The sequence below is a fragment of the Leisingera aquaemixtae genome (genome assembly GCF_019801145.1).
In the GTDB taxonomy this organism is placed as follows: Bacteria; Pseudomonadota; Alphaproteobacteria; order Rhodobacterales; family Rhodobacteraceae; genus Leisingera; species Leisingera aquaemixtae_A.
In genome coordinates, this window is sequence record NZ_JAHVJQ010000001.1 from 620,442 (window position 1) to 645,410 (window position 24,969).

Genomic DNA, 24,969 nt, shown 5'->3' on the forward strand with positions numbered 1-24,969 from the left:
CATTTCGGGGCAGCAGAACAATAAAGAGGGCATCATGGCCGCAGGCATGAAACACCTATCCAAAACCTTTGTCTGGATCCTGATGGGGATGCTGATTGTCGGCCTTGCCGGATTTGGCGCGGTGAACTTCACCAGCTCGTCCTCCTCGATCGCCACAGTCGGCGATGAGGAAGTCAGCATCGGCAACTATGTGCGCGAGCTGCAGCGCGAACAGCGCGCCATGCAGGCGCAGACCGGCCAGGCCGTTTCGATGGCGCAGATGACCGCCTTCGGCCTCGACCGCGTGGTTCTGGGCCGCCTGATCTCGCTGGCAGCGCTTGATCACGAGGCCAAGGGCCTGGGCCTGTCGCTGGGCGATGAAAACCTGATCGAAGAGCTCGCCGCCATTGACGCCTTCCAGGGCGTGAACGGCCAGTTCGACCGCGAAGCCTACAGCTTTGCCCTGCGCAATGCGGGCCTGTCGGAAAAGGAATTCGAAGAGGACCTGCGCCGCGAGGCCGCCCGCACCATCGTGCAGAATGCGGTCCTTTCCGGCACCAAGATGCCTGAAACCCTGACGGAAACCCTGACCGGTTTCATCGGCGCCCGCCGCAGCTTCTCCTATGTGCAGATCAACGCTGCGGATATCGCGCTGACCGCCGAAGCGCCCTCCGACGCGGATCTGAAGGCCTTCTACGAGGCAAACCAGGACCAGTTCATGCTGCCGGAAACCAAGGTCATCACCTATGCCGCCCTGCGCCCCTCCATGCTGCTGGACGAAATCGAGGTGGACGAGGCCCAGCTGCAGCGTCTGTTCGAGGACCGTTCGGACCAGTACCAGGTGCCGGAACGCCGCCTGGTCGAACGGCTGGTGTTTGCCGATGACGAGGCCGCTGCTAGCGCCAAGGCGCAGCTGGAAACCGGCGGCGCCACCTTTGAAAGCCTGGTTGAGGGCCGCGGCCTCAGCCTGCAGGACATCGACATGGGCGACGTGACCATGGGCGACCTGGGTGCGGCCGGCACTGAAGTCTTCGCCGCTGAGGTCGGCACCGTGGCCGGCCCCCTGCCCTCCAACCTTGGCCCGGCGCTGTACCGCGTGAACGGCCGCCTGGAGGCGCAGATCACCACCTTTGAGCAGGCCGAGCCGGAACTGCGCGAGGAGCTTGCCTCCGACCGCGCTCGCCGCCTGGTCGAAACCCAGTCTGAGGACATCGACGACATGCTGGCCGGCGGTGCCACGCTGGAGGAGCTGGCAACCGAAAGCGGGCTGGAGCTGGCCCAGATCAACTGGACCGAAGAAAGCAGCGACGATATCGCCGCCTACGAGGCCTTCCGCACCGCTGCCGCCGCCGTCACCGCCGACGATTTCCCGGAGGTGGGCTTCCTGGAGGACGGCAGCCTTTTTGCCCTGCGCCTGGACGACACCCTGCCGGAGCGCCCGGAACCTTTTGCAGATGCCAAGGACAAGGTCTTGGCTGCTTGGCAGGCCGACCGCCTGGCCGGCGCACTGACAGCGCTCGGCGAAGATCTGCTGGCCAAGGCTGAGGCCGCGGGCAGCTTTGCGGAGGATGCCGAGGTGAAAACCGAAAGCGGCCTGACCCGCACCGCCTATATCGACACCGTGCCGGCCGGTCTGGTCGCCGGGGTGTTCGAAATGGAGGTTGGGGATTTCCGGCTGGTGCAGGACGCGGACTCTGCCGTGGTTGTCCGTCTCGACGCCATTCTGCCGCCGGAGCAAAGCGACGACATGACCCTGCTCACCCAGGCGCTGCAGGCGCAGCTGGACCAGTCGCTGGCCCAGGAGCTGTTTCAGGCCTATGTGCAGGACGTCCAGATCCGCGCCGAACCCCGTGTAGACCAGCAGGCGCTGAATGCAGCGCAGGCAAACTTCCAGTAACCAAGGCACCCGACCCATGGCCCTGACCCCCGATTTCGACACGTTCGCCAAGGCCTATGAAGCCGGCGAGAACCAGGTCGTCTACACCCGCCTTGCCGCCGACCTCGATACGCCGGTGTCGCTGATGCTCAAGCTGACCGGCGCCCAAAAGGACGCCTTCATGCTGGAATCGGTGACCGGCGGCGAGGTGCGCGGGCGCTATTCGATCATCGGCATGAAACCGGATCTGGTCTGGCGCTGCCATGGGGAGCAATCCGCCTTGAACCGCTCGGCCCGGTTTGATGCGGATGACTTCACCGCGCAGGACGGCAACCCGATGGACAACCTGCGGGCGCTGATTGCCGAAAGCAAGATAGCCCTGCCCGATGACCTGCCGCAGGCTGCGGCCGGTCTCTTCGGCTATCTCGGCTATGACATGATCCGCCTGGTTGAACACCTGCCGGACGTCAACCCGGACCCGCTGGGGCTGCCCGATGCCCTGATGCTGCGCCCCTCGGTCATCGCAGTTCTCGACGGGGTCAAGGGCGAGGTGACCGTGGTGTCCCCTGCCTGGGCCAGCGACGGCCAGACCGCCAAGGCGGCCTATGCCCAGGCCGCGGAGCGGGTGATGGACGCGGTGCGAGACCTGGAACGCGCCATGCCCGCCGAAAGCCGCGACCTTGGCGACGCGGACGAGGTTGCCCCGCCGCAGTCGAACTTCACCAAGGAGGGCTATATGGCCGCGGTGGAGAAGGCCAAGGAATACATCCGCGCAGGCGACATCTTCCAGGTGGTGCCGGCGCAGCGCTGGACCCAGGAATTCCGCCAGCCGCCTTTCGCGCTCTACCGCTCGCTGCGGCGCACCAACCCGTCGCCCTTCATGTTCTACTTCAACTTCGGCGGCTTCCAGGTGGTGGGCGCCTCCCCTGAAATCCTGGTCCGCGTCTTCGGGCAGGAGGTCACCATCCGCCCGATCGCAGGCACCCGCCCGCGCGGCGCCACCCCGGAGGAGGACAAGGCGCTGGAGGCCGATCTGCTGGCGGACAAGAAAGAGCTGGCAGAGCACCTGATGCTGCTGGACCTGGGCCGCAACGACACCGGCCGGGTGTCCAAGATCGGCACCGTGCGCCCAACCGAGAAATTCATTATCGAACGCTACAGCCACGTCATGCACATCGTCTCCAACGTCGTTGGGGAGCTGGCAGACGACAAGGACGCGCTGGACGCCTTCTTTGCCGGCATGCCCGCAGGCACCGTTTCCGGTGCGCCCAAGGTCCGGGCGATGGAAATCATCGATGAGCTGGAGCCGGAAAAACGCGGCATCTACGGCGGCGGCGTCGGCTATTTCTCGGCCGGCGGCGACATGGACATGTGCATTGCGCTGCGCACCGCCATCGTCAAGGACCAGAACCTCTATATCCAGGCCGGCGGCGGCGTTGTCTACGACAGCGACCCTGAGGCAGAGTATATGGAGACGGTGCACAAATCCAACGCCATCCGCCGCGCCGCCGCCGACGCGGCCCGGTTCACCGGCAACGGCAACCGCTAGCCTTGAAAGGGCCGTCCCCCGGCCTTCTGCTTTGCCGAAATACTCCAGCCGGAGACTGCGGCGCCCGCATATCGGGCGCCGTTTTTACTTGCCCGGCAGCAGCGACACCAGGCTGGCGGACACCGGCGCCAGCGCAACCCGTGCGGCGCGGTCCTGCAAGCCCCACAGCAGCAGTGCCGAAATCGTGTCCGGCCGCAGCCGCCCCAGCATGATCACCGCGCCCTCCTGGCCGGCCCGGAACGCCGCCTGATCCAGGAACCGCCGGATCGCCCGCTGGTCCTGGCCCGCGCCGTCGAAATCGCGGAACACAACGCCGGCCGGCACGCCATCGCGCAGCGCCAGCTTCTGCACGGTGTTGAGGCCGCTGTCCTGCGTCACCAGCCCGTAGCCGGCTGACGCCGCATACGCCGCCACCTGATCCGCCAGCGCCCGGTTGCCCTGCACGCCGGTCTCCACCCCTTCCAGGATCGCCACCGCTTCCGGCAATTGCCCGCGCCAGACTTCAAAGGCGGTCTCCGCATCCTGCGGCGAGGCCTCGCGCGGCAGGTCGGCCAGCATCAGCACCTCGAACCCGGCTGCCCGGCGCGCCGCCATCTTTTCAGCGGCCTGCGGATCCTCGGGGTCGATGGCAAAGGTGAGGGGATAGGGAAAATCCTCCAGCGCTTCAGAACCGACAGCGCCAGCGCCGTCAATCAGCACGATCGACATCAGAGGCCGGTCTTCCGGGTTGAAGAACGGCTCCGCATGGGCTGTGAAAGGGGAAACTCCCGGCTGCCCGGCGCCAAGACCCTCCGCCTCGTCCCGTTCGGTAAGCGGCACCACCGGCGTGCCGATTCCGGGTGACAGCGGCGCAGCTTCCTCCGCTTGCACGGACAGCTCCGGTTCAATGTCTTCAACGGTTTCGATGCCGGGTCCCCCGGCGGCCGCCTCAGGCGCTGCGCCGATCACCGGCAGAGTCGTCGCCAGCGGCGCGCTGCCGATCTCCGGGGCCTGCACCGCCGCGGCGGATGGTGCCACTGCAACCCTGGGCGCACCGGCCTGCTCCAGCGGTTCCGCCGCGGCAACCGGCTCTGCGGCGTCCTCAGGCTCCTCGCGCGCCCCGGATTCCTGCGCGGGTTCCGGCGCAGGCTCCGTTGCCGCAACCACTGCGCTTTCGCTGCCCGGCGCCGCAGGCACCGCCGGCTGGACGGCTTGCGGCTGGTGCCGCTCCGTCACCGCGGCAGTGCCCGGTGCCGATGCGGGTGTGAGCCCGCCGGCCCCGGCGACTTCCGCCGCCAGTCCAACCTTGGGTTTGCCTGCCGGGGCGGTATCCGCGCCTGCCAGCGCGCTCAGATCATCATCCGCGCTTGTCGTTTCGGGCGCCTCCGGCTGCACTTCGGCGAGGTCGGCATCCGGCCCCTGGGCGCTGTCAGGCGCCTCCACCGCCTTGCTGCCGCCATTCGGCATTGACGGGGCGTCGCCCGGATCGTGCGCAGCAGGTTCCGGTGCCTTGCCTGTGCTGTCCGCCGCCGGCTCCGGCGCCATCTCCTGCACCGCTCCGGTGTCCGGAAGCGGCACCGACAAAGACAGCATCGCCAGCCCGCCCGCGGCCAGCAATGCCCCGACACTCACGCCGCCCAGAAATCCCCGCATGCCCGTTTTGCCTCTCAATCTTTCTGCCGTGCTGCGCCGTCCCGGCCTGCCTGCGCGCCCCTTGTGCCGGTTCGCCCCTGCATTCGCCTATCCTGCCCTTGACGCTGCCCCGTATCCCTGAACAAGTATGTTGCAACCACTATACTGCGGCGCGCACCCCGCCCGCCACCCTTAAAAGAGCCCGCAAGATGCTGCTGCTGATCGATAACTACGATTCCTTCACCTACAACCTCGTCCACTACCTCGGCGAGCTTGGCGCCGAAATGGAAGTGCACCGCAACGACGCCATCAACGTGCAGGAAGCAATGGCGATGAAGCCCGCAGGCATCCTGCTGTCGCCGGGACCCTGCGACCCGGATCAGGCAGGCATCTGCCTTGCCCTGACCGAGGCGGCGGCGGAGACCCGCACGCCGCTGATGGGCGTATGCCTCGGCCACCAAACCATCGGTCAGGCCTTCGGCGGCAAGGTGGTGCGCTGCCACGAGATCGTGCACGGCAAGATGGGCATGATGCATCACAAGGACACCGGCGTTTTCAAAGGCTTGCCATCGCCTTTTGAGGCAACCCGCTACCACTCCCTGGTGGTGGAGCGCGAAAGCCTGCCCGAATGCCTGGAAATCACCGCTGAGCTGGAAGAAGGCACCATCATGGGCCTTCAGCACAAGGAGTTGCCGATCCACGGCGTCCAGTTCCACCCGGAATCGATTGCCTCGGAGCACGGCCACGCGCTCCTGAAGAACTTCCTCGACGTGATGCAGGTGCCGGCATGAGCGACCAGCTGAAGCCGCTGATCGGCGCCGCCGCCGAGCGTTCCCTGACCCGCGAAGAAGCCGAGAAGGCCTTCACCCTGCTGTTCGAGGGCGAAGCCACCCCAAGCCAGATCGGCGGTCTGCTGATGGCGATGCGCACCCGCGGCGAGAGTGTTGACGAATACGCTGCAGCCGCCGCCGTGATGCGCGCCAAATGCAACCCGGTAAAGGCGCCCGCCGGCGCCATGGACATCGTGGGCACCGGCGGCGACGGCAAGAACACCCTCAACATCTCCACCGCCACCGCCTTTGTCGCGGCGGGCGCCGGCGTTGTGGTCGCCAAGCACGGCAACCGCAACCTCAGCTCGAAATCCGGCACTGCCGACATGCAGTCCCAGATGGGCATCAACGTGATGGTTGGCCCGCAAGTTGTTGAAAAGGCAATCAATGAGGCCGGGATCGGTTTCATGATGGCGCCGATGCACCACCCGGCGGTGGCGCATGTTATGCCGACCCGGCAGGAGCTGGGCACCCGCACCATCTTCAACATCCTCGGCCCCCTGACCAATCCGGCAGGCGTCAAGCGGCAGCTGACCGGTGCCTTCAGCCGCGCGATGATCCGCCCGATGGCGGAAACCCTCAAGGCCCTCGGCTCCGAGCGCGCCTGGCTGGTCCACGGCTCCGACGGCACCGACGAGTTGACCATCACCGGCGTCAGCTGGGTCTCGGCGCTGGAGGAGGACGGCGAAATCCGCGAGGTTGAACTGCACCCGGAGGACGCAGGCCTGCCGGTGCATTCCTTCGACAAGATTGTCGGCGGCACCCCGGAGGAAAACGCCATGGCCTTCCGCGTGCTCCTGCAGGGCACCCCCTCGGCCTACCGCGACGCGGTGCTGCTGAATGCCGCCGCCGCGCTGGTTGTTGCGGGCAAGGCTTCTGATCTCAGGGATGGCGTCGCCCGCGCTGCGGAATCGATCGACAGCGGCGCGGCCAAGGCCAAGGTCGAGGCGCTGGCCCGGATCACCTCAGCCGCATGACCGACCTGCCGCCGGGGCTGGGCACCTGGTCCAGCCTGCCTTTTTTCAACGACCGCTGGCCCGGTATCTCCGCTGCAATCGCAGCGGATGGCCGGGTCATCCTGCCGCCCGCGCACCAGCGGTTTGCGGCGCTGGAACTGACCCAGCCTGAGGACACAAGGGTGGTGATCCTCGGCCAGGACCCCTATCCGACACCCGGCCACGCCCACGGGCTGGCCTTCTCGGCGGAACCGCATGTGCGCCCGTTTCCCCGATCCTTGTCCAATATTTACATGGAGCTGCAGGAGGATCTTGGCGTAACCCCTGCAAACGCCGACCTGCGCCCCTGGGCGCGTCAGGGCGTGCTTTTGCTGAACACCGCCCTGTCGGTCCCGGCAGGCGAAGCCAACGGCCACAAACACCTCGGCTGGCACCATCTGGTGCACCAGGTGCTGGCGCTGACCTCGGAAACCCCAACGGCATATATTCTCTGGGGAAATGCCGCGCAAAAGCTTGAAAAACATATCAAACCGGGCGATCACCTAATCCTGAAAACCGCCCACCCCTCGCCCTTGTCGGCGCGGCGCGGTTTCTTCGGGTCCCGGCCCTTTTCAAAAGTGAACAATTGGCTCGCCGCCCGCGGTGAAACTGCCATAGACTGGAACGCAGGAACGGAGACGCCGGTATGACCGAAAACGTGCTCGACAAGATCAAGGCCTACAAGCTCGAGGAAGTGGCCGCAGACAAGGCCGCCAAACCGCTGGAAGCGGTCGAGGCCGAGGCGCGCGAGGCCTCCCCGGTGCGCGGCTTTGCCGAAAGCCTGATGCAGGCCAGCCGTACCGGTTACGGCCTGATTGCCGAGATCAAGAAAGCCAGCCCCTCCAAGGGTTTGATCCGCCCCGATTTCGAACCGGCGGAACTGGCCAAGGCCTATGAAGACGGCGGCGCCACCTGCCTGTCGGTGCTGACCGACACTCCCAGCTTCCAGGGCGCCAAGGAATTCCTCACCCAGGCCCGCGAGGCCTGCTCCCTGCCCGCACTGCGCAAGGACTTTATGTATGACACCTACCAGGTGGCTGAAGCCCGCGCGCTTGGCGCCGACTGCATCCTGATCATTCTCGCCTCCGTCTCCGACGCCCAGGCGCAGGAGCTGGAGGCAAGCGCCTTTGAATGGGGCATGGACGTGCTGCTGGAGGTGCATGACGCCGAAGAGCTTGAGCGCGCCTGCAATCTGAAATCGCCGCTGATGGGCATCAACAACCGCAATCTCAAGACGTTTGAGACGACGCTGGACACCACCCGCACCCTGTCCCGCATGGTGCCCGCTGACCGCACCATCGTCTGCGAAAGCGGGCTCTTCACACCCGCGGATCTCAGCGACATGGCCCGCTACGGCGCCCGTACCTTCCTCATCGGCGAAAGCCTGATGCGCCAGGACGACGTCGCCGGCGCCACCCGCGCGCTGCTCGCCAACCCGCTGATGCCGGGCATGATGTAAAGGAGAGCGGCATGAGCCTCACCCATTTCGACACCAAGGGCGACGCCCATATGGTCGATGTCTCGGACAAGGCGGTGACCTCGCGCATCGCTACTGCCGAGGGCCACATCACCATGGCGCAGGAAACTTTTGATATTATTGCCGAAGGCCGCGCCAAGAAGGGTGATGTGCTGTCGGTGGCCCGACTCGCGGGCATCATGGGCGCCAAGAAGACGCCGGACCTGATCCCGCTCTGCCACCCGCTGCCGGTGACCAAGGTCGCGGTGGAACTGACGCTCGATCCGGACCTGCCGGGCGTGCGGATTGAGGCAACCGTCAAGACCACCGGCCAGACCGGGGTCGAGATGGAAGCGCTCACCGCCGTCTCCACCGCCGCGCTCACCGTTTATGACATGGCCAAGGCAGTGGACAAGGCAATGCAGATCGGCGGCATCCGAGTCACGCTGAAAGATGGCGGAAAATCAGGTAGGTATGAGGCGTAAATGATCCCCGTCAGCGAAGCCCGCGCGCATCTTCTGGCGCTTGTCAGCCAGCTGGAAACCGAGGAAGTGCCGCTGGACCAGGCCGCAGGCCGGGTGCTTGCCCGCGATGTGCAGGCCCGCCGCGACCAGCCACCGTTCTCCGCCTCCGCCATGGACGGCTATGCGGTCAACGCCGCCGAGGTTGAGCTGCACGCCATGTTCAAGGTGATCGGCGAAGCCGCGGCCGGCCACGCTTTCGCTGGCCGTGTGGGCGCAGGCCAGGCGGTGCGGATCTTCACCGGCGCCCCGGTTCCGGAAGGCGCAAGTTTCGTTGTCATTCAAGAGGATGTGACCCGCAACGGCGACCTCATCACCATCACGGATGAGCCCGGCAGCAACCACAATATCCGCCCCCGCGGCGGTGATTTCACCGATGGCCAGACCGTCAGCGCACCCAAGCTGCTGACGCCTGCGGACATCGCCCTGCTGGCCGCGATGAACATTCCCTCGGTCCCCGTCACCCGCCGCCCGGAGGTCGCGCTGATCTCCACCGGCGACGAGCTAGTGATGCCCGGCGGCACGCCGGGGCCGGACCAGATCATCGCTTCCAACACCTTCGGCCTCAAGGCGATGCTCGAGGATCTGGGCGCCCGCGCCCGCATCCTGCCGATCGCCCGCGACACCGAGAGCTCCCTGCGCACTGCGTTTGAGCTGGCCGAGGGCGCTGATCTGGTTGTCACCATCGGCGGCGCCTCGGTCGGCGATCACGATCTGGTCGGAAAGGTGGCGCAGGACCTCGGGATGGAGCGCAGCTTCTACAAGGTTGCCATGCGCCCCGGCAAACCGCTTATGGCAGGCCGCATGGGCAGTGCTGCAATGGTCGGCCTGCCCGGCAACCCGGTTTCCGCCATGGTCTGCGGCCATGTGTTCCTGGCGCCGGTGGTCCGCACCATGCTGGGCCTGCCGGCGGAGGCCCCGCAGCTGCGCACAGCCGCCCTGGCGGCCCCCCTGCCGGAAAACGGCCCGCGGGAGCATTACATGCGGGCGCAGGTCGAAAACGGCCAGCTGACGGCCTTTGACAATCAGGACAGCTCGCTGCTCACCATTCTGGCAGACGCCAACGCCCTGCTGGTGCGCCCGCCAAGCGACGGCGCCCGCCCAGCCGGCGAAACTGTGCAATACCTGCCGATCTGATCCCTCCTCTTCTTTGCACAAATACTCTTGCCCCATTGCCCGGCAGGCGGCTTTGCCACCGTAAGGGAAGCACGCGCCCTTGGCGCGTCCTCCTGCCTTTCCAGCAATACAGCCATGTTGACACAAAACGTGAACATGCGTAGAACAAAAGAAAACACGAGGCACGGAGGGAGCGGCGATGCTCACAAAGAAGCAACTTCAACTGCTGGAATTCATTCACAAACGCCTGCAGCGCGATGGCGTGCCCCCCAGTTTTGACGAAATGAAGACCGAACTCGACCTCAGGTCGAAATCCGGCATTCACCGGCTGATCACGGCGCTGGAGGAGCGCGGCTTCATCCGCCGCCTGCCGCACCGCGCCCGCGCCATCGAAATCATCCGTCTGCCCGAAAGCCTTGGCGGCACCGGCGAGCCGCAGGGCTTCGCCCCCAAGGTGATCGAGGGCGGCCAGGCGAAAACCACGGCGCCGGCCCCGGCATCAGCAGACCCGCTGCGCCAGGCGGCGGTCGAACTGCCGGTGATGGGCCGCATCGCCGCCGGTGTCCCGATCGAGGCGATCAGCCAGGTTTCGCACCAGGTCTCGGTGCCCGGCGGCATGATCGCTCCTTCCGGCCAGCACTACGCATTGGAGGTCAAGGGCGACTCGATGATCGAGGCCGGCATCAACGACGGCGACATTGTGGTGATCCGCGAAACTTCGGCGGCGGACAATGGCGATATCGTGGTGGCGCTGGTCGAAGGCCAGGAGGCAACGCTGAAGCGCTATTTCCGCGAGGGTTCGATGATCGCGCTGGAGGCCGCCAACCCGGTTTATGAAACCCGCCGCTACCCGGAGGATATGGTGGAGGTCCAGGGCCGCCTGGTCGGGCTGATCCGCACTTACTGACCTCCCGCGCCGGTCAGCAGCTGCCGCAGGCGGCGGATTTCCCGCCCCTCCGGCTGCCAGCCGGTCCAGGGGCGCTCGCCCGCCGCATCCCGCGCCGTAAGGAGTTTGCCTGTACGGGTCAGGGCCAGGCTGCCGGTCTGCCGCATTACCTCCGGTGTCAGCAGCAGGCAGCTGCTCGAGCCCGTCACGGTGGAAATAACGATATCCCTGTCTTTGCAACTGCTTGCAGCCGAAAGTTTGCGCTTGCCCGGCGCATGTATAATGCGGAATCCGTCGCCCTGCCAGACCGGAAGGCCGTCCAGTTCGGCGGCCCAGCGGGACGCAGAAACGGGTTGAGAGGCAGGATCGCCGTCATTCTCCAGCCAGATCTCCGCGGTGAAGCCCTGCCCCTTGGCCCGTGACAATGCGCGGCCTTCCGCCTCCATCACCCCGACCAGCCCTCCGGACTCGGCGATCAGGATGTCCGGGCGCTCCGCCATGGTCCACATCCAAAGCGCCGCTGCGGCAGGCAGCAGCCCTGCCAGCCGCAGCCGTCCCTGCCAGACCACCGCAAAGACAAAACCGCCGGCCAGCAGCGGCAGCACCCAAGGCCCCGGCGCCGCCGCATGGGAAACCGCGCCGTCAAAGCCGGAGACACTTCGGGCCACCCACAGGATCCAGTCCATACCCCATTGCATCAGCCTGAGGCCGATCCACTCCAGCCCGAACGGTGCCAGGCACAGCGCCAGCACGGCGGCGGGAATCACCACCGTGCCCATCACTGGAACTGACAGCAGGTTCGCCAGCAAACCGTAGTGCGGGATGGTGTTGAAATGCGCCGCCGCAAAGGGGGCCGTCGCGGCCCCGGCGACGGCGGAGGAGATCACCAAAGCAGCAACGGGCCGCAGCCAGAGCGGCCCCAGCGCCACCTCCCCGTCCCTGATCGCGGCAAACGCCGCCACCAGCGCGGCGGTGGCGGCAAAGCTCATCTGAAAGCCGGGGCTCAGCAGGCTTTCGGGACGCCTCAGCAGCACGATCAGCGCCGCCACCGCCACTGCTCGCAGGGTGATCGCCCGCCGGTTCAGCAGAACAGCGCCAAACATCACGGCCACCATGACAAAGGCGCGCTCTGTCGCCACATTGCCGCCTGACAGCAGCAGATAGCCGGCCCCGGCTGCCAGCGCCGCCGCGGCGGCCAGTTTCTTGACCGGCCAGCGCAGTGCAATCCAGGGCACCAGGCACATCAGGCTGCGCAACGCAGCAAACACAAACCCCGTGAGCAGCCCCATGTGCAGGCCGGAAATTGCCAGCAGATGCGCCAGGTTGCTTTTCCGCAGCGCGGTCAGTGTCTCCTCGCCGACGCCGCTGCGGTCGCCGGCTGTGACGGCAGCGGCAAACCCGCCGGTCTCCCCAGGTATTTGCTGTTGCAGATATTGCGCCAGCCTGCGGCGCAGTTGCTCAACCGGCACCTCGCTGCCCGGCGCTTCCGCCAGCAGCACTGGCACCCTTGTATAGCCCAAGCCTCCAAGCTGCTTGAACCAGGCGTGGCGGCGGAAGTCGAAGCCGCCAGGCTCCGCCGGCCCCTGCGGCGGCAGCAGATGCGCGGTGGTCATTACCCGCGCGCCGGGCGGCGGTATGCCTGTCTGCCCCTTCAAGGAAACCCTGACCCGCGCAGGCGTATCCAGCGGCGGTACCCGGTCCAGCCTGACCTGATCAAGGGTCAGCCGCAGCGCATCCGTGGGCGACCGGTCCACCGCCGCCACCCGCCCCTCAACCGGGCCGTAATAGCGGAAATCCAGAACCGGGGCCGCCACCAGATGCGTCCGCGCATAAGCCAGGCACACCCCTGCCGCCAGCAGTGCAGGCGCCCAGAGCAGAAAGGCCAAAGGCCGCCGCAGCAGCGCGCCCGCGCAAAACAGAAGAGAAACACAGGCCAGACCCGCGGCCGCCGCGGCGTTAGGTTCGGCTTTCAGGCTGAAATAGGCCCCGATCCCTGCGCCCAGAAACACCGGCGCCCAGGGAAACAGGCTGCCGCGCTGTGCTTGCAGAACGTCGCTGATGGCAGTGCCAAGGCGCATGCTTGCCCCCCGCCTTCTGGCCCGGTAGACAGGCGGAAACACTACGCCTCACATGGTTTCCAAAAGGTAAATCCTGCACATGACCCAACCGGTTGTCACCCGTTTCGCGCCCTCTCCCACCGGCTATCTGCACATCGGCGGCGCCCGCACTGCGCTGTTCAACTGGCTTTACGCCCGCGGCCGCGGCGGCAAATTCCTGCTCCGGATCGAGGACACCGACCGCGAACGCTCCACGCCGGAGGCCACCGCCGCCATCCTGCAGGGCATGGAATGGCTGGGCTTGGACCATGACGGCGAAGTGATCAGCCAGTTCGAGCGCGCAGACCGCCACGCGGAAGTCGCGAAACAGCTGCTGGCCGAAGGCAAGGCTTACAAGTGCTTTGCCACCCAGGAGGAAATCGCCGCCTTCCGCGACCAGGCCAAGGCAGAGGGCAAATCCACCCTCTACCGTTCACCCTGGCGCGACGCCGATGAAGCCAGCCACCCGGACGCGCCTTACGTGATCCGCATCAAGGCGCCGCAGGACGGCGCCACCGTGATCAAGGACGAGGTCCAGGGCGATGTGACCATCCGCAACGACCAACTCGATGACATGATCCTGCTGCGTTCCGACGGCACCCCGGTCTACATGCTGGCGGTGGTGGTCGACGACTACGATATGGGCGTGACCCATGTGATCCGCGGCGACGACCACCTGAACAACGCCGCCCGCCAGATGATGATCTACCAGGCGATGGGCTGGGATGTGCCGGTCTGGGCCCATATCCCGCTGATCCACGGCGCCGACGGCAAGAAGCTGTCCAAGCGCCACGGCGCGCTTGGCGCGCAGGAATACCAGGCGATGGGTTATCCGGCTGCCGGCATGCGCAACTATTTGGCGCGTCTTGGCTGGTCGCATGGCGATGACGAGTTTTTTACGGACAGCCAGGCCAAAGAGTGGTTTAATCTCGCTGGCATCGGCAAAAGCCCGGCCCGGTTCGACACCAAGAAGCTGGAGAATCTCTGCGGCCAGCACATTGCTGTTAGCGATGATGCCGCACTGCGGCAGGAAATCAGCGCCTATCTGGCAGCTGCCGGGGAACCCGCCCTGACTGACGCGCAGTCACAAGGGCTGGAACGTGCGATGTATTGCCTCAAGGACCGGGCGCGCACTTTTCCTGAACTGCTTGAAAAAGCGCATTTTATCCTTGCTTCACGGCCTCTTGAACGGGATGAGAAGGCAGAAAAGGCCCTGTCTTCTGTATCCGATGGTATACTGGAAGAATTGACGCCGCAGCTGCAAAATGCTAGCTGGGTCCGTGACGATCTGGAGGCGCTTCTGAACGCATTTGCAGAAGCCCATGATACCAAGTTCGGCAAGCTTGCAGGCCCCTTGCGGGCAGTGCTGGCAGGCCGGGCGGTAACGCCTTCGGTGTTCGACATGATGCTGATTCTGGGCCGCGAGGAAACCCTCGCCCGGCTCAAGGACGCAACAGGCTGACTGCGGTTCTGACACCCGGGCGCGCCTGTTTTTGAGACGACAACCCCTGCGCGGTTCCGCGCAGGCGCTGCCCCGCATGAGGCCGCCCGAACGGGGCAGCCTTCGTGCCCGCAACAGGAAGGGACATCTATGACCGAGACACAGAAATCTGCCAAGCTCAGCCTCAATGGCGAAACCTACGAGCTGCCCATTTTCTCACCGACGGCCGGGCCAGATGTTCTCGACATCCGCAAGCTTTACGCGCAGGCAGGCGTGTTCACCTATGACCCGGGGTTCACCTCCACCGCCAGCTGCGACAGCACCATCACCTTCATCGACGGCGACAAGGGCGAGCTGCTGCACCGCGGCTACCCGATCGACCAGCTGGCGGCGAAATCGCATTACCTGGAAGTCTGCTACCTGCTGCTGTACGGCGAACTGCCGACCGCGGCGCAGCTGGAGGACTTCGAGACCCGCGTGACCCGCCACACCATGGTGCATGAACAGATGCACAACTTCTTCCGCGGGTTCCGCCGCGACGCGCACCCGATGGCGACCCTGGTGGGTGTTGTCGGCGCGATGTCGGCCTTCTACCACGACTCGCTGGACGTGACCGACCCCTGGCAGCGCGAAGTTGCCGCGGTGCGCCTGATCGCCAAGCTGCCGACCATTGCGGCAATGGCGTACAAGTACTCGGTCGGCCAGCCGTTCGTGTACCCGCGCAACGACCTGGATTACGCCGCCAACTTCCTGCACATGTGCTTCTCGGTCCCGGCCGAGGAATACCACGTGAACCCGATCCTCAGCCGGGCGATGGACCGCATCCTGACCCTGCACGCGGATCACGAACAGAACGCTTCGACCTCCACCGTGCGCCTGGCGTCTTCCTCCGGCGCCAACCCGTTTGCCTGTATCGCGGCCGGCATCGCCTGCCTCTGGGGCCCGGCCCACGGCGGCGCCAACCAGGCCTGCCTGGAGATGCTCAAGGAAATCGGGACAGTCGACCGCATTCCGGAGTTCATCGCCCGCGCCAAGGACAAGAACGACCCGTTCCGCCTGATGGGCTTTGGCCACCGCGTGTACAAGAACACCGACCCGCGCGCCAAAGTGCTCAAGCAGTCCGCGGACGAGGTTCTGGAACTGCTGGGTGTCGACGACAACCCGCTGCTGCAGGTCGCCAAGGAGCTGGAGCAGACCGCCCTCAATGACCCCTACTTCATTGAGAAGAAGCTGTTCCCGAACGTCGACTTCTACTCCGGCATCATCCTGGAGGCGATGGGCTTCCCGACCTCGATGTTCACCCCGATCTTCGCGCTGTCGCGCACCGTCGGCTGGATTTCGCAGTGGAAAGAGATGATCGCCGATCCACAGAACAAGATCGGCCGCCCGCGCCAGCTGTACCTGGGCGAGACACTGCGCGACTACGTGGACATCGAAAGCCGCTAAGCGCCCGCCGTAAAGCAAAAAACGCCCCGCACATTGCGGGGCGTTTTTCTGTTTGGAAGGGCAAGTCTGGGCCGGGGTTCAAGGCGGCCCGGAAACGCTGCGGCGGCGCTTCCAGGGATCAGGGCAAAACAGGCGGCCTCGCCCAGGCGTCAGCGCCCCTCGAACTTCGCGGGGCGTTTTTCCATGAACGCGGTTACCCCTTCCAGGAAATCGCGTGTCTTGCCGCATTCCCCCTGCAGATGCGCCTCGACCGAGAGCTGCTCCGCCAGGGTGCGGCCGTAGCTTTCGCGCAGGGCGGATTTGGTGGCGGCAAAGGCCTTGCTGGGGCCGCTGGCCAGATAGGCCGCGCGCTGGCGCCAATGGGCCTCGAATTCCGCGTCCGGCACCGCCTCCCAGATCATGCCCCAGTCGCTGGCCTGCTGCGCGCTGATGCGGTCGGCAAACAGCGCCGCGCCCATCGCCTTGGCCAGGCCGATCTGGCGCGGCAGGAACCAGGTGCCGCCGGCATCCGGGATCAGGCCGATCCTGGTGAACGCCTGCATGAAGAACGCGCTGTCGCAGGCGATCACCACATCTGCTGCCAGCGCCAGGTTGGCCCCGGCCCCGGCTGCAGCGCCGTTGACCGCTGCCACCACCGGCACCGGGCAGTCATAGATCGCCTGCAGCATCGGCAGGTATTCGTCGCGCAGGGTGCGTTCCAGGTCCAGCGCACCGCCGCCGCTGCCCGCGTCGCTCAGGTCCTGGCCGGAGCAGAAGGCATCGCCTGCGCCAGTCAGCACCACGGCCCGCGCCTCGCGCGCGGCCAGCCCCATGGCATGGGTGATTTCCGAACGCATCTGGCTGGTCAGCGCGTTCTTGCGCGCTTCCCGGTTCAGCGTGACGACTGCCAGCCCGTCCTCTATCGAAAACAGGATTTCTTTGTATTCCATCGGATTGCCCCAACTAAAGTCCAATTGGCCGACAGGATTGTTTAAACCCCGCAGCCGGTTGGCAGGCATGGTGACGCAAAGCGGGCTGGCCGGAAAGACAGACCCGGCGTCAATCCTCGAGGATTTTCCGCAGCCGTTCCTGCTCTTCTTCGCTCAAGCGCTGTTCGGCCGCCTTGGGCTTTCTGGCCCGGCCGCGGACATAGAAGATGCCGATGACCAGTGCTGTTAGCAGCATCAGCGGCCCTGCCGCCCACAGCAGCCAGTTGGCGCCGCTGGTGGTGGGGCGCAGCAGCACGTACTCGCCGTAGCGGTCGACGATGAAATCCATCGCTTCCCGGTCGCTGTCGCCGGCCACCAGCCGCTCCCGCAGCAGGACACGCAGGTCGCGGGCCAGTTCGGCGTTGGATTCATCAATGCTCTCGTTGCGGCAGACCAGGCAGCGCAGGTCCTTGGACAGCTCCCGCGCACGGCCCTCAAGCACCGGGTCGGCCAGCACCTCATCCGGCTCCACCGCCAGCGCAGGCGCCGGAACCACCAAGGAGACAGCCAGCACGCCGGCCAGGGCAAGGATCAGATAACGCAGCAGTTTCATTCCGCAGGCACTCCCGCCGATGGAGTCTTCCGCGCGCCCGCCGCGACCCGGAAGCGCCGGTCGCTAAGGCTCAGCAGACCGCCCAGCGACATCAGGATGCAGCCGGCCCAGATCCAGTTGGCAAAGGGCTTGATATAGGTGCGCATGGTCCAGCTGCCGTCCGCCTGCTCGTCTCCCAGCACCACGTAAAGGTCGCGGGTCACGCGGTAGTCAATGGCCGCCTCGGTGGTCGGCATCCGGCTGACCGGATAGTCGCGTTTCTCCGGGAACATCACCGCCTCCGGGCGGCCGTTGCGGGTGACTTCGACCCGGCCCTTGGTGGTGAAATAGTTCGGCCCCTGCTCGCGGCTCACGTCCGTCAGCACCAGGGTGAAGGCACCGACCTCAAACGGCTCGCCGATGCGGGCCACGCGGATATCCTCCTGCTCCCAGGCAGTCAGGCCCGCAATGGCAAAGATGGTGATGCCCAGGCCGCCATGGGCCACGGCCTTGCCCCAGTCCGCCCGCGGCAGCCGCAGCATGCGGCCAAGGCGGTTTTCGCGGCCGCTGCGCAGCCACAGGTCGGCCACCGCGCCAAAGACCATCCAGGAGCCTAGGAACAGCCCCACCGGACCCAGAGCGGAACGGCCGGTCTGCATTGCCCAGGCCAAGACGCCCAGCGACACCGCCAGCAGGAACATGTAGCGCAGCTGCCAGGCCACCCGGCCGATCCGGCCGCGCTTCCACGGCAGCATGGCGCCAATCGGCATGATTAGACCCAGCACCACCATGAACGGCGTGAAGGCAGAGTTGAAGAACGGCGGGCCGACGCTCAGCTTGCGGGCAAAGACCATCTCCGCGACGATCGGCCAGACGGTGCCGAAGAACACCACGAAGCAGCTCACGGCCAGCAGGATGTTGTTCACCACCAGCGCGGTTTCGCGGCTCACCATGCCGAACAGCCCCTTGGCCTCCATCGCCTGGGCACGGGCAGCAAACAGGGTCAGCGCGCCGCCGGTGAAGAAGGCGAGGATGAACAGGATGAACACGCCGCGTTCCGGGTCGTTGGCAAAGGCGTGCACGCTGGTGATGATGCCGGAGCGCACGATGAATGTGCCGATCAGCGAGAAGCCGAACGCCAGGATCGCCAGCAGGATGGTCCAGCTCTTCAGCGCCTCGCGCTTCTCAACCACGATGGCGGAGTGCAGCAGAGCGGCAGCCAGCAGCCAGGGCATGAAGGAGGCGTTTTCCACCGGGTCCCAGAACCAGAAGCCACCCCAGCCAAGTTCGTAATAAGCCCACCAGGACCCCAGCGCGATGCCGATGGTCAGGAACACCCAGGCCGCCAGCGTCCAGGGCCGCACCCAGCGGCCCCAGGCGGCGTCGATGCGGCCTTCGATCAGGGCGGCGACGGCAAAGGAGAACGCCATCGAAAGCCCCACATAGCCGAGGTAGAGGAACGGCGGGTGGAACGCCAGCCCCGGGTCCTGCAGCAGCGGGTTCAGGTCCTGGCCGTCAAACGGCGGCACCATCAGCCGCAGGAACGGGTTGGAGGTGAACAGGATAAAGGCAAAGAAGGCCACCCCGATCGACGCCTGCACCGCCAGCACGCGGGCCTTGAGCGTCGGCGGCAGGCCGCCGCCAAAGACCGAGGCCATAGCGCCGAACAGGCTGACGATCAGCACCCACAACAGCATCGAGCCCTCGTGGTTCCCCCAGGTGCCGGAGATCTTGTAGAGCATCGGCTTGGCCGAATGGCTGTTGAGCGTCACCAGCTTCAGCGAGAAGTCGGAGGTGATGAACGCCCACATCAGCGCACCAAAGGAAAAGGCAGTGAACAGGAATTGCGCCTGCGCCGCCGGCTCTGCCACGGCCATCCAGCCGGGCCAGCGTTTATGGGCGCCGATCAAGGGGATAACGGCCTGCACGATGGCGATCATGAAGGCGAGGATAAGGGCGAAGTGGCCAAGCTCTGTAATCATGGGGTTTCCTATACGCCTGTCTGCCGGGGGGGCCAATGGCAAACGCCGCGCCACGCCGCCGCAGAGGGCAAATTGTGATCAGCTGCGTCGGGTTTTCCAGGCCTCCAGCGCCGGATTGGCATCGGCAGCGGTGGTTTCCAGCAGGGCAGCCGCATCGGTGCCGGTGCTGGCTGCTGCCGGTGAGTCTGACCGCAGGCGGTTCAGCACCGCAATCTCCTGCGCCACCTGCGGCACCCGCGCGATGCTGGCGGCCAGCCCTTGCTGGAACTCCTGGCTTTTCACCTGGTGGCGGGCGCCGAAGTAGAAGGAGACGATGACGCCCAGGAGCCACCACAGCGGTTCCGGCACCAGCGCCAGCCCCTGCATCCGGGCGGCGAACCAGACCGGATCGCTGAGGGCTGCGGCCAGCAGTGCCAGGGTTCCCAGCGCCAGCATCGGCCGCGGCAACCGGTTCACCCCGTCCATGAACCGGTCGAACCGGCTCTTGCCGCCATACTGGAATTCCGCCGCCAGCTGGCTCAGCGCGGCGGACTGCATCTGATGCGCCCGCGCCGCGCCGGCCTCTGTGTTCTCGCGGAAAACTTCAACGGTCTCCCGCAAGACATTGCGTCGGCTTCCGAAAATCAATCCCAAGACATTTGCAATCAGCCCCATGCCGCGGTCCTCCGCTGAAATGCCTGGCGGCTCAGATGGTACTGGGCGGAGATGAACTCCTCGGCCCGGGTGATCCAGCCGCCCTTGGCGCCGCCGCGGGTGCGGGCGTATTTGCGGCTGGCCGCGCGGCGGTCCGCGAGGCGGAAGTAATAGTTGCGGCGGGCAATCCCATAAGCGTCGCGCAAGGCGCCTGCATCCACCGCTGCGGCCTGATGCGCGGCGCCGGCGGTCTGCGGGCCGATGGCGCCGTCCACCGCAACACCAAATCCCATTTCCTTCAGCAGCCGCTGCAGGATTCGCACCGCATTGCTGCCCGCGTTCACATACATGTCGAAGACTGACGCCTGCAGGCATGCGGGAAGGCGGCCGATGCCGGGAGCCTCGAAGTAGTGGCGGACGAAAAGGTCCGTTGCCTGTGCCCGGCTCAGCGCCTTCACATCCGCAACACCGACCTGCCCGTCGCCGGTCAGGTCTAGCCCCAGCCGCCGCAGGGTGCCGATGGTTACCCCGTATTTGGTGGCGCCGCCCGGGTCATCCGGATCATTCACAAAGCCGCCTTCGCGTGCCACGATCTGTTCCGCAATTTCCGTTACTGTCTGCATATCACCTCACCACTTCCAACTAAAACAGGATGCCGCAAAGGCGCTAATATCCCCTGACACCACCGTGCGCCGGGTGCGCAACACCCTGGTTCTGTGTGCTGGTGAGCCCCGAGGCGATGAGCCCGGCAGGACGCCAGCCCTGCGGGACTATCTGCATTAAGTCGTGAAAGAGATCAGGTCTCGGGTTCCTGATAAACCCCCTGCTCCTTCAGCGCGTCCATGACTTCTTTGGGCATATAAGTTTCGTCATGTTTTGCCAGGATTTCAGTGGCTTCGAACACACCGTTTACGTAGCTACCGGTGCCGACCATGCCCTGGTTCTCTTCGAACAGGTCGGGCAGAACGCCGGTATAGGCCACCTGCACCGTGGCGCCGCCGTCGGTGACGGCAAAGCGCACGGTCTCGCCCTGGCCGCGCTCCAGCGAGCCTTCGGCCACCAGCCCGCCGATGCGGAACACCTCGGACGGTTTCGGCGGAGCCTCGGCCACCTGGCTGGGCGAGCGGAAATAGTTGATCCCGTCCCGCATGGCATAGCCGATCAGGGCGGTGGCTACGATCAGGGCCACCGCGGCTACCGCGATGACCTGGATACGGCGCTGTTTCTTCAGGTTCTTCATGGTGTCCTCATATCAGGCCCAGGCCAGCGCCGCCCCCGTTTACGGGAACAGCGGCGCCATCATCAGGCCCTCGGTTTCTTCCTCACCTAACATCAGGTTGGCGTTCTGCAAGGCCTGGCCGCTGCTTCCTTTTGTCAGGTTATCCAATGCCGCAAAGACGATGGCGCGGCCTTCGATCCGGTCCTGCGCGACGCCGATATGGCAGAAGTTGGAGCCGCGCACGTGATGGGTCGAGGGCGCCTCGCCAAAGGGCAGCAGCTCGATGAAGGGCTCATCGGCATAGGCCTTGGCAAAGGTGTCATGAATCGCCCTTGCATCGCCCTTCACATAGACGGTCGCCAGGATGCCGCGGTTGGCGGGCAGCAGGTGCGGGGTGAACTGCACCTTGACCGGCCGGCCTGCGAGTTTGCTGAACTCCTGGTCGAATTCGCCCAGGTGCCGGTGGGTGCCGCCGATGGCATAAGCGTTGTAGCCCTCGCTCAGCTCCGCATGCAGCAGGTTTTCCTTGAGCGACCGGCCGGCGCCGGAGACGGCGCATTTCAGGTCCAGGATGATCTCGTCCAGGTCGATGACGCCAGCCGCGATCAGCGGCCGCAGGGCAAACTGGCCCGTGGCGGCGTTGCAGCCGGTGCCGGCAACCAGGCGCGCGGCCTTGATCTCTTCCCGGTAGAACTCGGTCAGGCCATAGACGGCCTCTTCCTGCTGCTCCAGCGCGGCGTGCTTGTTGCCGTACCACTTCTCGTACTCCGCCGGGTCGCGCAGCCGGAAGTCCGCCGACAGGTCAACGACCTTCAGGTTTTTGGGCAGCGCCGCGATCACTTCCTGGCTGGTCTTGTGCGGCAGCGCGCAGAAGCAGAGGTCGATACCCGCAAAGTCGATCTCGTCGATCTTGCACAGCACCGGCAGCTCCATGTGGCGCAGGTGCGGGAAAACTTCGGCCATGGTCATGCCGGCCTTGCGGTCGGCGGACAGCGCCGCGATGTCGATGTTCGGATGCTGGGCGATCAGCCGCACCAGTTCGGCGCCGGTGTAGCCGGAAGCGCCAAGAATAGCCACTTTATGGGTCATGTCAGACCTCGTCTTTCGATGTGATATGCCGGTTCCGCAGCCATCTGCGGAGAGAAATAGGGAAAACTGCGCCCGCGCACTTTGACCTGGAACAAGGTTCCGGACGGATGCGGTCAGGCTGCCTGAAAGGTGATTTCCCGTCGGAGAAACTGGGTCGCGCGGTCGCTGACGCGGCCCGGGTTTCCGGTGGTGAAGAACCCGCCGGCGCCGTTGCCGTACATGTCCGGGTGGCGGGTCAGATAGTCCGCCAGGCTGTCGGCCACCAGGCTGCCCTGGCTGAACACCTTGACCTCCGGCCCCAGCGCCTCCTGGAAGGTCTGCTCCATCAGCGGGTAATGGGTGCAGCCGAGAATCGCGGCCTCCGGGTGCGGCATCTTGCGCTTCAGCGCATCGACGTGGGAGCGCACCAGCGCCTCGGCCAGGATCATGTCGCCGTCCTCGATCGCGTCGACGACGCCGCCGCAGGCCTGCGCCTCGACATCGACGCCGATGGCGCGGAACGCCAGTTCCCGCTGGAAGGCGCGGCTGGCGACGGTGGCCGGGGTGGCAAACAGGGCCACATGCTGCACCGCAACCTCGCGCGGCGGCGAGTTGTCGCCCCACTGCCGCTCGGTCAGCGCCTCGATCAGCGGCACGAACACGCCCAGAACCCGCTTGCCCTGGGGCAGCCCGCCCTCCTGCATCCGGCGCAGCGCGGCGGCAGAGGCGGTGTTGCAGGCAAGGATCACCAGATCGCAGCCCTTGTCCCACATGTCCTGCACCGCGGCCTTGGTCAGCTGGTACACATCCTCGGCATCGCGCACGCCGTAAGGCGCGCGGGCGTTGTCGCCGTAATACAGGAAATTCACATCCGGCAGCCGCTGCTGCGCGGCGTTCAGGACGGTCAGCCCGCCCAGGCCTGAATCAAAGATGCCTACAGCCATTCCGATTTCTCACGCGCGGTGTTTCTCTTCGAACTCAAACCCGTAACCGTAGGATTTGAGAGGTACTGGAGAAAGCTCATACGTCGCTTTGCGCAGGAAATCCATCATTGCTTTTGTGTCTTTTGCCAGCGGCGCCAGAACGTCGCGGCCTATGGGCTCGCCGATCACCACCCGGACCGGCGTATCGACACGCTTGCGGAATTCCTGGATCAACAGCCCCATGCGCAGGGTCGCGTGCAGGTGGCTGGCGATCTGGAACAGGCGCGAGGTGTGCCCGTCAAAGAACACCGGCACCACCACCGCATCGGATTTGGCGATCATCCGGGCGGTGAAGCCGCGCCAGCCGGGGTCCATCGGGTGGCCCAGCGGGTGCGCCGCGGTGGACACCGTGCCGCCCGGGAAGATGCCGATGGCGCCGCCCTGCGCCAGATAGCCGAGGGCGTCCTTGCGGGTCTGAAGGTTGGTCTGCACCGCCTCGCGGGTTTCGGCGAAATCTACCGGCAGGATCATCTTGTTCAGGTCTTCGGCGCGGCGGAACACCTGGTTCGCCAGGATGCGGAAATCGCCGCGGGTCTCGGCCAGGATATGCCCCATCATCAGCCCGTCGAGGATGCCGTAGGGGTGGTTGGCGATCAGGATGACCGGCTTGTCCCGCGGGATATTGCTCAGCGCGCCGCCGGCCACGTCCAGCGTCAGCCCGTAGCGCTCTGCCATGACCGACCAGAAGCTGCGGCCTGCTGCCACCTCCTGCTCATAGCCTGCGGCGCGGCGGATCAGCTTCAGCCGCCCGGTGGAGTTCTCCATCAGCCGGATCACCGCGCGGCCTGCGCGGGTGGAGGCCGAATGGGCATAGGAAATATCACGGGCGAGGCGGTGGTGCGCGTGCATCTTGAGGGGAGGCTCCGTCTGGCATTCACCGGCGGTATAAGGCCGGGAGCGCAGTGTGCAAGACGGCTGTAACAGCCGCGTGACAGGCCGGTTCCCGGCAGCCGGCCGGCCTGTTCTGGCAGTTCAGGCTGCGGCAGTCCGCTTGCCGCCCATCAGCGGCAGGCCCGCCAGCCCGGCCCCGCGCCACAGGACATAGGTCAGGATCGGCTGCGCGCCGGTATTCATCGCATGCGGCTGCCAGCCGCCGTGAAGGCGCGTGCCGCTGGCGCCCAGCCAGCTTTCATCCTCTTCGGTCAGGAACTGCGCGCCGCCGCCCAGCACCACGTACAGTTCCTCGGCCTCGTGGCTGTGCCAGTCGTATTTCAGCCCGGCGCCCCAATAGGCGATATAGCCGCGCAGCTGGGTGGTGCGGAAATGGCCGGTTGGTCCGAACAGCTCGAAATAGCCGTAGTTCTGCAGGAAATGCGCCCCCACCTCTGCCTCGGTGTAGGTCTGCGTCCAATGCGCCTGGCCCGCTGCGCAGCGCAGCGCGTCGATCAGGGGCTGGGTCTCGGCCGTGCCCGGCTGGCTGAACCCCGCCACCTGGTCTTGCGCAGGCATCGCCGCGGGTGCCAGCGCGGCGGGCTCCAGATCGCTGGGCCAGGGCGCGAACTCCTGCAAGGCGGGCAGTTTTGTGTGCAGGTTGCGGGCAGCCTGCAAGGCCTGTGAGAGGGACATCGGGCGGCTCCTTTCCGGTGCAGCAAGAACATGCAATCCGGGCAGAGCCTAGCGGCGGCGCGCCAAAGCGCGCGCCGCAATCGCTGAAAAATGCGCTGAAAACGACCGCTGCAGCAGAAATCTGCAGACTGCGGCGCAAAATGCCGGCCGCCGCACCCCGGCCGGCCAGAAGCAGCGGAACGGCAAACGCCGCGCGTCAGCGCGGCGCCGGGCCCA

23 protein-coding genes are annotated in these 24,969 nt (G+C 65.9%); 11 read left to right on the forward strand and 12 right to left on the reverse strand.

Going from position 1 to position 24,969, the window contains the following annotated elements:
• Nucleotides 1–34 precede the first annotated feature (34 nt).
• Together KUW17_RS03055 and trpE are read left to right on the forward strand one after the other, a co-directional pair.
• On the forward strand, nucleotides 35–1,876 hold the full coding sequence (locus KUW17_RS03055; protein WP_222475821.1) for a peptidylprolyl isomerase: 1,842 nt from the start codon (nucleotides 35–37) through the stop codon (nucleotides 1,874–1,876).
• Nucleotides 1,877–1,892: 16 nt separating this feature from the next.
• Entirely contained in the window at nucleotides 1,893–3,404 is a 1,512-nt protein-coding gene (gene trpE, locus KUW17_RS03060; RefSeq protein WP_222475823.1) for an anthranilate synthase component I, read from the forward strand.
• Nucleotides 3,405–3,488: 84 nt separating this feature from the next.
• On the opposite strand, the gene KUW17_RS03065 is transcribed toward trpE, so the two are convergent.
• A complete protein-coding gene (locus KUW17_RS03065; RefSeq protein WP_222475825.1) occupies nucleotides 3,489–5,036 on the reverse strand; it encodes a divergent polysaccharide deacteylase family protein in 1,548 nt (515 codons plus the stop codon).
• Between the two features lie 188 nt (nucleotides 5,037–5,224).
• Between KUW17_RS03065 and KUW17_RS03070 the strand changes: the two genes are divergently transcribed.
• The 7 genes from KUW17_RS03070 (at nucleotide 5,225) to lexA (ending at nucleotide 10,840) form a co-directional block, all read left to right on the forward strand.
• Nucleotides 5,225–5,806: an anthranilate synthase component II gene (locus KUW17_RS03070; RefSeq protein WP_222475827.1), complete on the forward strand. Its 582-nt coding sequence runs from the start codon at nucleotides 5,225–5,227 to the stop codon at nucleotides 5,804–5,806.
• Nucleotides 5,803–6,822: an anthranilate phosphoribosyltransferase gene (gene trpD / locus KUW17_RS03075; protein ID WP_222475828.1), complete on the forward strand. Its 1,020-nt coding sequence runs from the start codon at nucleotides 5,803–5,805 to the stop codon at nucleotides 6,820–6,822. Before KUW17_RS03070 ends, trpD begins: the two co-directional genes overlap by 4 nt.
• Nucleotides 6,819–7,490: a uracil-DNA glycosylase gene (locus KUW17_RS03080; RefSeq protein WP_222475829.1), complete on the forward strand. Its 672-nt coding sequence runs from the start codon at nucleotides 6,819–6,821 to the stop codon at nucleotides 7,488–7,490. Before trpD ends, KUW17_RS03080 begins: the two co-directional genes overlap by 4 nt.
• Nucleotides 7,487–8,299, forward strand: coding sequence for an indole-3-glycerol phosphate synthase TrpC (gene trpC, locus KUW17_RS03085; protein WP_222475830.1), 813 nt, complete (start codon nucleotides 7,487–7,489; stop codon nucleotides 8,297–8,299). The genes KUW17_RS03080 and trpC overlap by 4 nt, the downstream gene beginning before the upstream one ends.
• Nucleotides 8,300–8,310: 11 nt before the next feature.
• Entirely contained in the window at nucleotides 8,311–8,781 is a 471-nt protein-coding gene (gene moaC, locus KUW17_RS03090) for a cyclic pyranopterin monophosphate synthase MoaC (RefSeq protein WP_039170178.1), read from the forward strand.
• Complete coding sequence (glp, locus tag KUW17_RS03095) at nucleotides 8,782–9,954, forward strand: gephyrin-like molybdotransferase Glp (RefSeq protein ID WP_222475831.1); 1,173 nt, start codon at nucleotides 8,782–8,784, stop codon at nucleotides 9,952–9,954.
• A gap of 178 nt (nucleotides 9,955–10,132) precedes the next feature.
• Nucleotides 10,133–10,840 carry a transcriptional repressor LexA gene (gene lexA, locus KUW17_RS03100; protein WP_222475832.1) on the forward strand — a complete coding sequence of 236 codons (708 nt, stop codon included), beginning with the start codon at nucleotides 10,133–10,135 and terminating at the stop codon, nucleotides 10,838–10,840.
• Here lexA and KUW17_RS03105 read toward each other — a convergent pair.
• The gene (locus tag KUW17_RS03105; RefSeq protein WP_222475834.1) at nucleotides 10,834–12,897 is read right to left on the reverse strand and encodes a ComEC/Rec2 family competence protein; all 2,064 of its coding nucleotides are present in this window, start codon (nucleotides 12,895–12,897) and stop codon (nucleotides 10,834–10,836) included. The two genes, lexA and KUW17_RS03105, sit on opposite strands and share 7 nt — an antisense overlap.
• 79 nt (nucleotides 12,898–12,976) lie before the next feature.
• Here KUW17_RS03105 and gltX point away from each other — a divergent pair, with 79 nt between their 5' ends.
• Both gltX and KUW17_RS03115 read left to right on the forward strand, forming a co-directional pair.
• Nucleotides 12,977–14,377, forward strand: a complete 1,401-nt coding sequence (gltX, locus tag KUW17_RS03110; RefSeq protein ID WP_222475835.1) for a glutamate--tRNA ligase — start codon at nucleotides 12,977–12,979, stop codon at nucleotides 14,375–14,377.
• Between the two features lie 129 nt (nucleotides 14,378–14,506).
• Nucleotides 14,507–15,802 carry a citrate synthase gene (locus tag KUW17_RS03115; RefSeq protein ID WP_222475836.1) on the forward strand — a complete coding sequence of 432 codons (1,296 nt, stop codon included), beginning with the start codon at nucleotides 14,507–14,509 and terminating at the stop codon, nucleotides 15,800–15,802.
• Nucleotides 15,803–15,951: 149 nt separating this feature from the next.
• On the opposite strand, the gene KUW17_RS03120 is transcribed toward KUW17_RS03115, so the two are convergent.
• The 10 genes from KUW17_RS03120 to KUW17_RS03165 all read right to left on the reverse strand — a co-directional run bounded on the left by KUW17_RS03120 (nucleotide 15,952) and on the right by KUW17_RS03165 (nucleotide 24,753).
• Nucleotides 15,952–16,731 carry an enoyl-CoA hydratase-related protein gene (locus KUW17_RS03120; RefSeq protein WP_222475837.1) on the reverse strand — a complete coding sequence of 260 codons (780 nt, stop codon included), beginning with the start codon at nucleotides 16,729–16,731 and terminating at the stop codon, nucleotides 15,952–15,954.
• Nucleotides 16,732–16,840: 109 nt separating this feature from the next.
• Nucleotides 16,841–17,323: a cytochrome c-type biogenesis protein CcmH gene (locus KUW17_RS03125; protein WP_222475838.1), complete on the reverse strand. Its 483-nt coding sequence runs from the start codon at nucleotides 17,321–17,323 to the stop codon at nucleotides 16,841–16,843.
• On the reverse strand, nucleotides 17,320–19,284 hold the full coding sequence (locus tag KUW17_RS03130) for a heme lyase CcmF/NrfE family subunit (RefSeq protein ID WP_222475839.1): 1,965 nt from the start codon (nucleotides 19,282–19,284) through the stop codon (nucleotides 17,320–17,322). The genes KUW17_RS03125 and KUW17_RS03130 overlap by 4 nt, the downstream gene beginning before the upstream one ends.
• 78 nt (nucleotides 19,285–19,362) lie before the next feature.
• A complete protein-coding gene (locus KUW17_RS03135; protein WP_222475840.1) occupies nucleotides 19,363–19,938 on the reverse strand; it encodes a holin family protein in 576 nt (191 codons plus the stop codon).
• On the reverse strand, nucleotides 19,929–20,540 hold the full coding sequence (locus tag KUW17_RS03140; protein ID WP_222475842.1) for a holin-associated N-acetylmuramidase: 612 nt from the start codon (nucleotides 20,538–20,540) through the stop codon (nucleotides 19,929–19,931). Before KUW17_RS03140 ends, KUW17_RS03135 begins: the two co-directional genes overlap by 10 nt.
• A 173-nt stretch (nucleotides 20,541–20,713) precedes the next feature.
• Entirely contained in the window at nucleotides 20,714–21,157 is a 444-nt protein-coding gene (gene ccmE, locus KUW17_RS03145; RefSeq protein WP_222475843.1) for a cytochrome c maturation protein CcmE, read from the reverse strand.
• A 39-nt stretch (nucleotides 21,158–21,196) separates the two neighbouring features.
• Nucleotides 21,197–22,225 (reverse strand): N-acetyl-gamma-glutamyl-phosphate reductase, encoded by a 1,029-nt coding sequence (argC, locus tag KUW17_RS03150; protein WP_222475844.1) that lies wholly within the window; start codon nucleotides 22,223–22,225, stop codon nucleotides 21,197–21,199.
• 113 nt (nucleotides 22,226–22,338) lie between these two features.
• A complete protein-coding gene (murI, locus tag KUW17_RS03155) occupies nucleotides 22,339–23,148 on the reverse strand; it encodes a glutamate racemase (RefSeq protein WP_222475845.1) in 810 nt (269 codons plus the stop codon).
• Between the two features lie 9 nt (nucleotides 23,149–23,157).
• Nucleotides 23,158–24,036, reverse strand: a complete 879-nt coding sequence (locus KUW17_RS03160; RefSeq protein WP_222475846.1) for a lysophospholipid acyltransferase family protein — start codon at nucleotides 24,034–24,036, stop codon at nucleotides 23,158–23,160.
• A 123-nt stretch (nucleotides 24,037–24,159) separates the two neighbouring features.
• On the reverse strand, nucleotides 24,160–24,753 hold the full coding sequence (locus tag KUW17_RS03165) for a dimethylsulfonioproprionate lyase family protein (RefSeq protein WP_222475847.1): 594 nt from the start codon (nucleotides 24,751–24,753) through the stop codon (nucleotides 24,160–24,162).
• Nucleotides 24,754–24,969: the final 216 nt, after the last annotated feature.

What these genes read in the sequence shown, in the direction of transcription:
- KUW17_RS03055 (WP_222475821.1), top strand. Translation starts at nt 35, where the DNA reads ATGGCCGCAGGCATGAAACACCTATCCAAAACCTTTGTCTGGATCCTG.
- trpE (WP_222475823.1), top strand. Translation starts at nt 1,893, where the DNA reads ATGGCCCTGACCCCCGATTTCGACACGTTCGCCAAGGCCTATGAAGCC.
- KUW17_RS03065 (WP_222475825.1), bottom strand. Translation starts at nt 5,036, where the DNA reads ATGCGGGGATTTCTGGGCGGCGTGAGTGTCGGGGCATTGCTGGCCGCG.
- KUW17_RS03070 (WP_222475827.1), top strand. Translation starts at nt 5,225, where the DNA reads ATGCTGCTGCTGATCGATAACTACGATTCCTTCACCTACAACCTCGTC.
- trpD (WP_222475828.1), top strand. Translation starts at nt 5,803, where the DNA reads ATGAGCGACCAGCTGAAGCCGCTGATCGGCGCCGCCGCCGAGCGTTCC.
- KUW17_RS03080 (WP_222475829.1), top strand. Translation starts at nt 6,819, where the DNA reads ATGACCGACCTGCCGCCGGGGCTGGGCACCTGGTCCAGCCTGCCTTTT.
- trpC (WP_222475830.1), top strand. Translation starts at nt 7,487, where the DNA reads ATGACCGAAAACGTGCTCGACAAGATCAAGGCCTACAAGCTCGAGGAA.
- moaC (WP_039170178.1), top strand. Translation starts at nt 8,311, where the DNA reads ATGAGCCTCACCCATTTCGACACCAAGGGCGACGCCCATATGGTCGAT.
- glp (WP_222475831.1), top strand. Translation starts at nt 8,782, where the DNA reads ATGATCCCCGTCAGCGAAGCCCGCGCGCATCTTCTGGCGCTTGTCAGC.
- lexA (WP_222475832.1), top strand. Translation starts at nt 10,133, where the DNA reads ATGCTCACAAAGAAGCAACTTCAACTGCTGGAATTCATTCACAAACGC.
- KUW17_RS03105 (WP_222475834.1), bottom strand. Translation starts at nt 12,897, where the DNA reads ATGCGCCTTGGCACTGCCATCAGCGACGTTCTGCAAGCACAGCGCGGC.
- gltX (WP_222475835.1), top strand. Translation starts at nt 12,977, where the DNA reads ATGACCCAACCGGTTGTCACCCGTTTCGCGCCCTCTCCCACCGGCTAT.
- KUW17_RS03115 (WP_222475836.1), top strand. Translation starts at nt 14,507, where the DNA reads ATGACCGAGACACAGAAATCTGCCAAGCTCAGCCTCAATGGCGAAACC.
- KUW17_RS03120 (WP_222475837.1), bottom strand. Translation starts at nt 16,731, where the DNA reads ATGGAATACAAAGAAATCCTGTTTTCGATAGAGGACGGGCTGGCAGTC.
- KUW17_RS03125 (WP_222475838.1), bottom strand. Translation starts at nt 17,323, where the DNA reads ATGAAACTGCTGCGTTATCTGATCCTTGCCCTGGCCGGCGTGCTGGCT.
- KUW17_RS03130 (WP_222475839.1), bottom strand. Translation starts at nt 19,284, where the DNA reads ATGATTACAGAGCTTGGCCACTTCGCCCTTATCCTCGCCTTCATGATC.
- KUW17_RS03135 (WP_222475840.1), bottom strand. Translation starts at nt 19,938, where the DNA reads ATGGGGCTGATTGCAAATGTCTTGGGATTGATTTTCGGAAGCCGACGC.
- KUW17_RS03140 (WP_222475842.1), bottom strand. Translation starts at nt 20,540, where the DNA reads ATGCAGACAGTAACGGAAATTGCGGAACAGATCGTGGCACGCGAAGGC.
- ccmE (WP_222475843.1), bottom strand. Translation starts at nt 21,157, where the DNA reads ATGAAGAACCTGAAGAAACAGCGCCGTATCCAGGTCATCGCGGTAGCC.
- argC (WP_222475844.1), bottom strand. Translation starts at nt 22,225, where the DNA reads ATGACCCATAAAGTGGCTATTCTTGGCGCTTCCGGCTACACCGGCGCC.
- murI (WP_222475845.1), bottom strand. Translation starts at nt 23,148, where the DNA reads ATGGCTGTAGGCATCTTTGATTCAGGCCTGGGCGGGCTGACCGTCCTG.
- KUW17_RS03160 (WP_222475846.1), bottom strand. Translation starts at nt 24,036, where the DNA reads ATGCACGCGCACCACCGCCTCGCCCGTGATATTTCCTATGCCCATTCG.
- KUW17_RS03165 (WP_222475847.1), bottom strand. Translation starts at nt 24,753, where the DNA reads ATGTCCCTCTCACAGGCCTTGCAGGCTGCCCGCAACCTGCACACAAAA.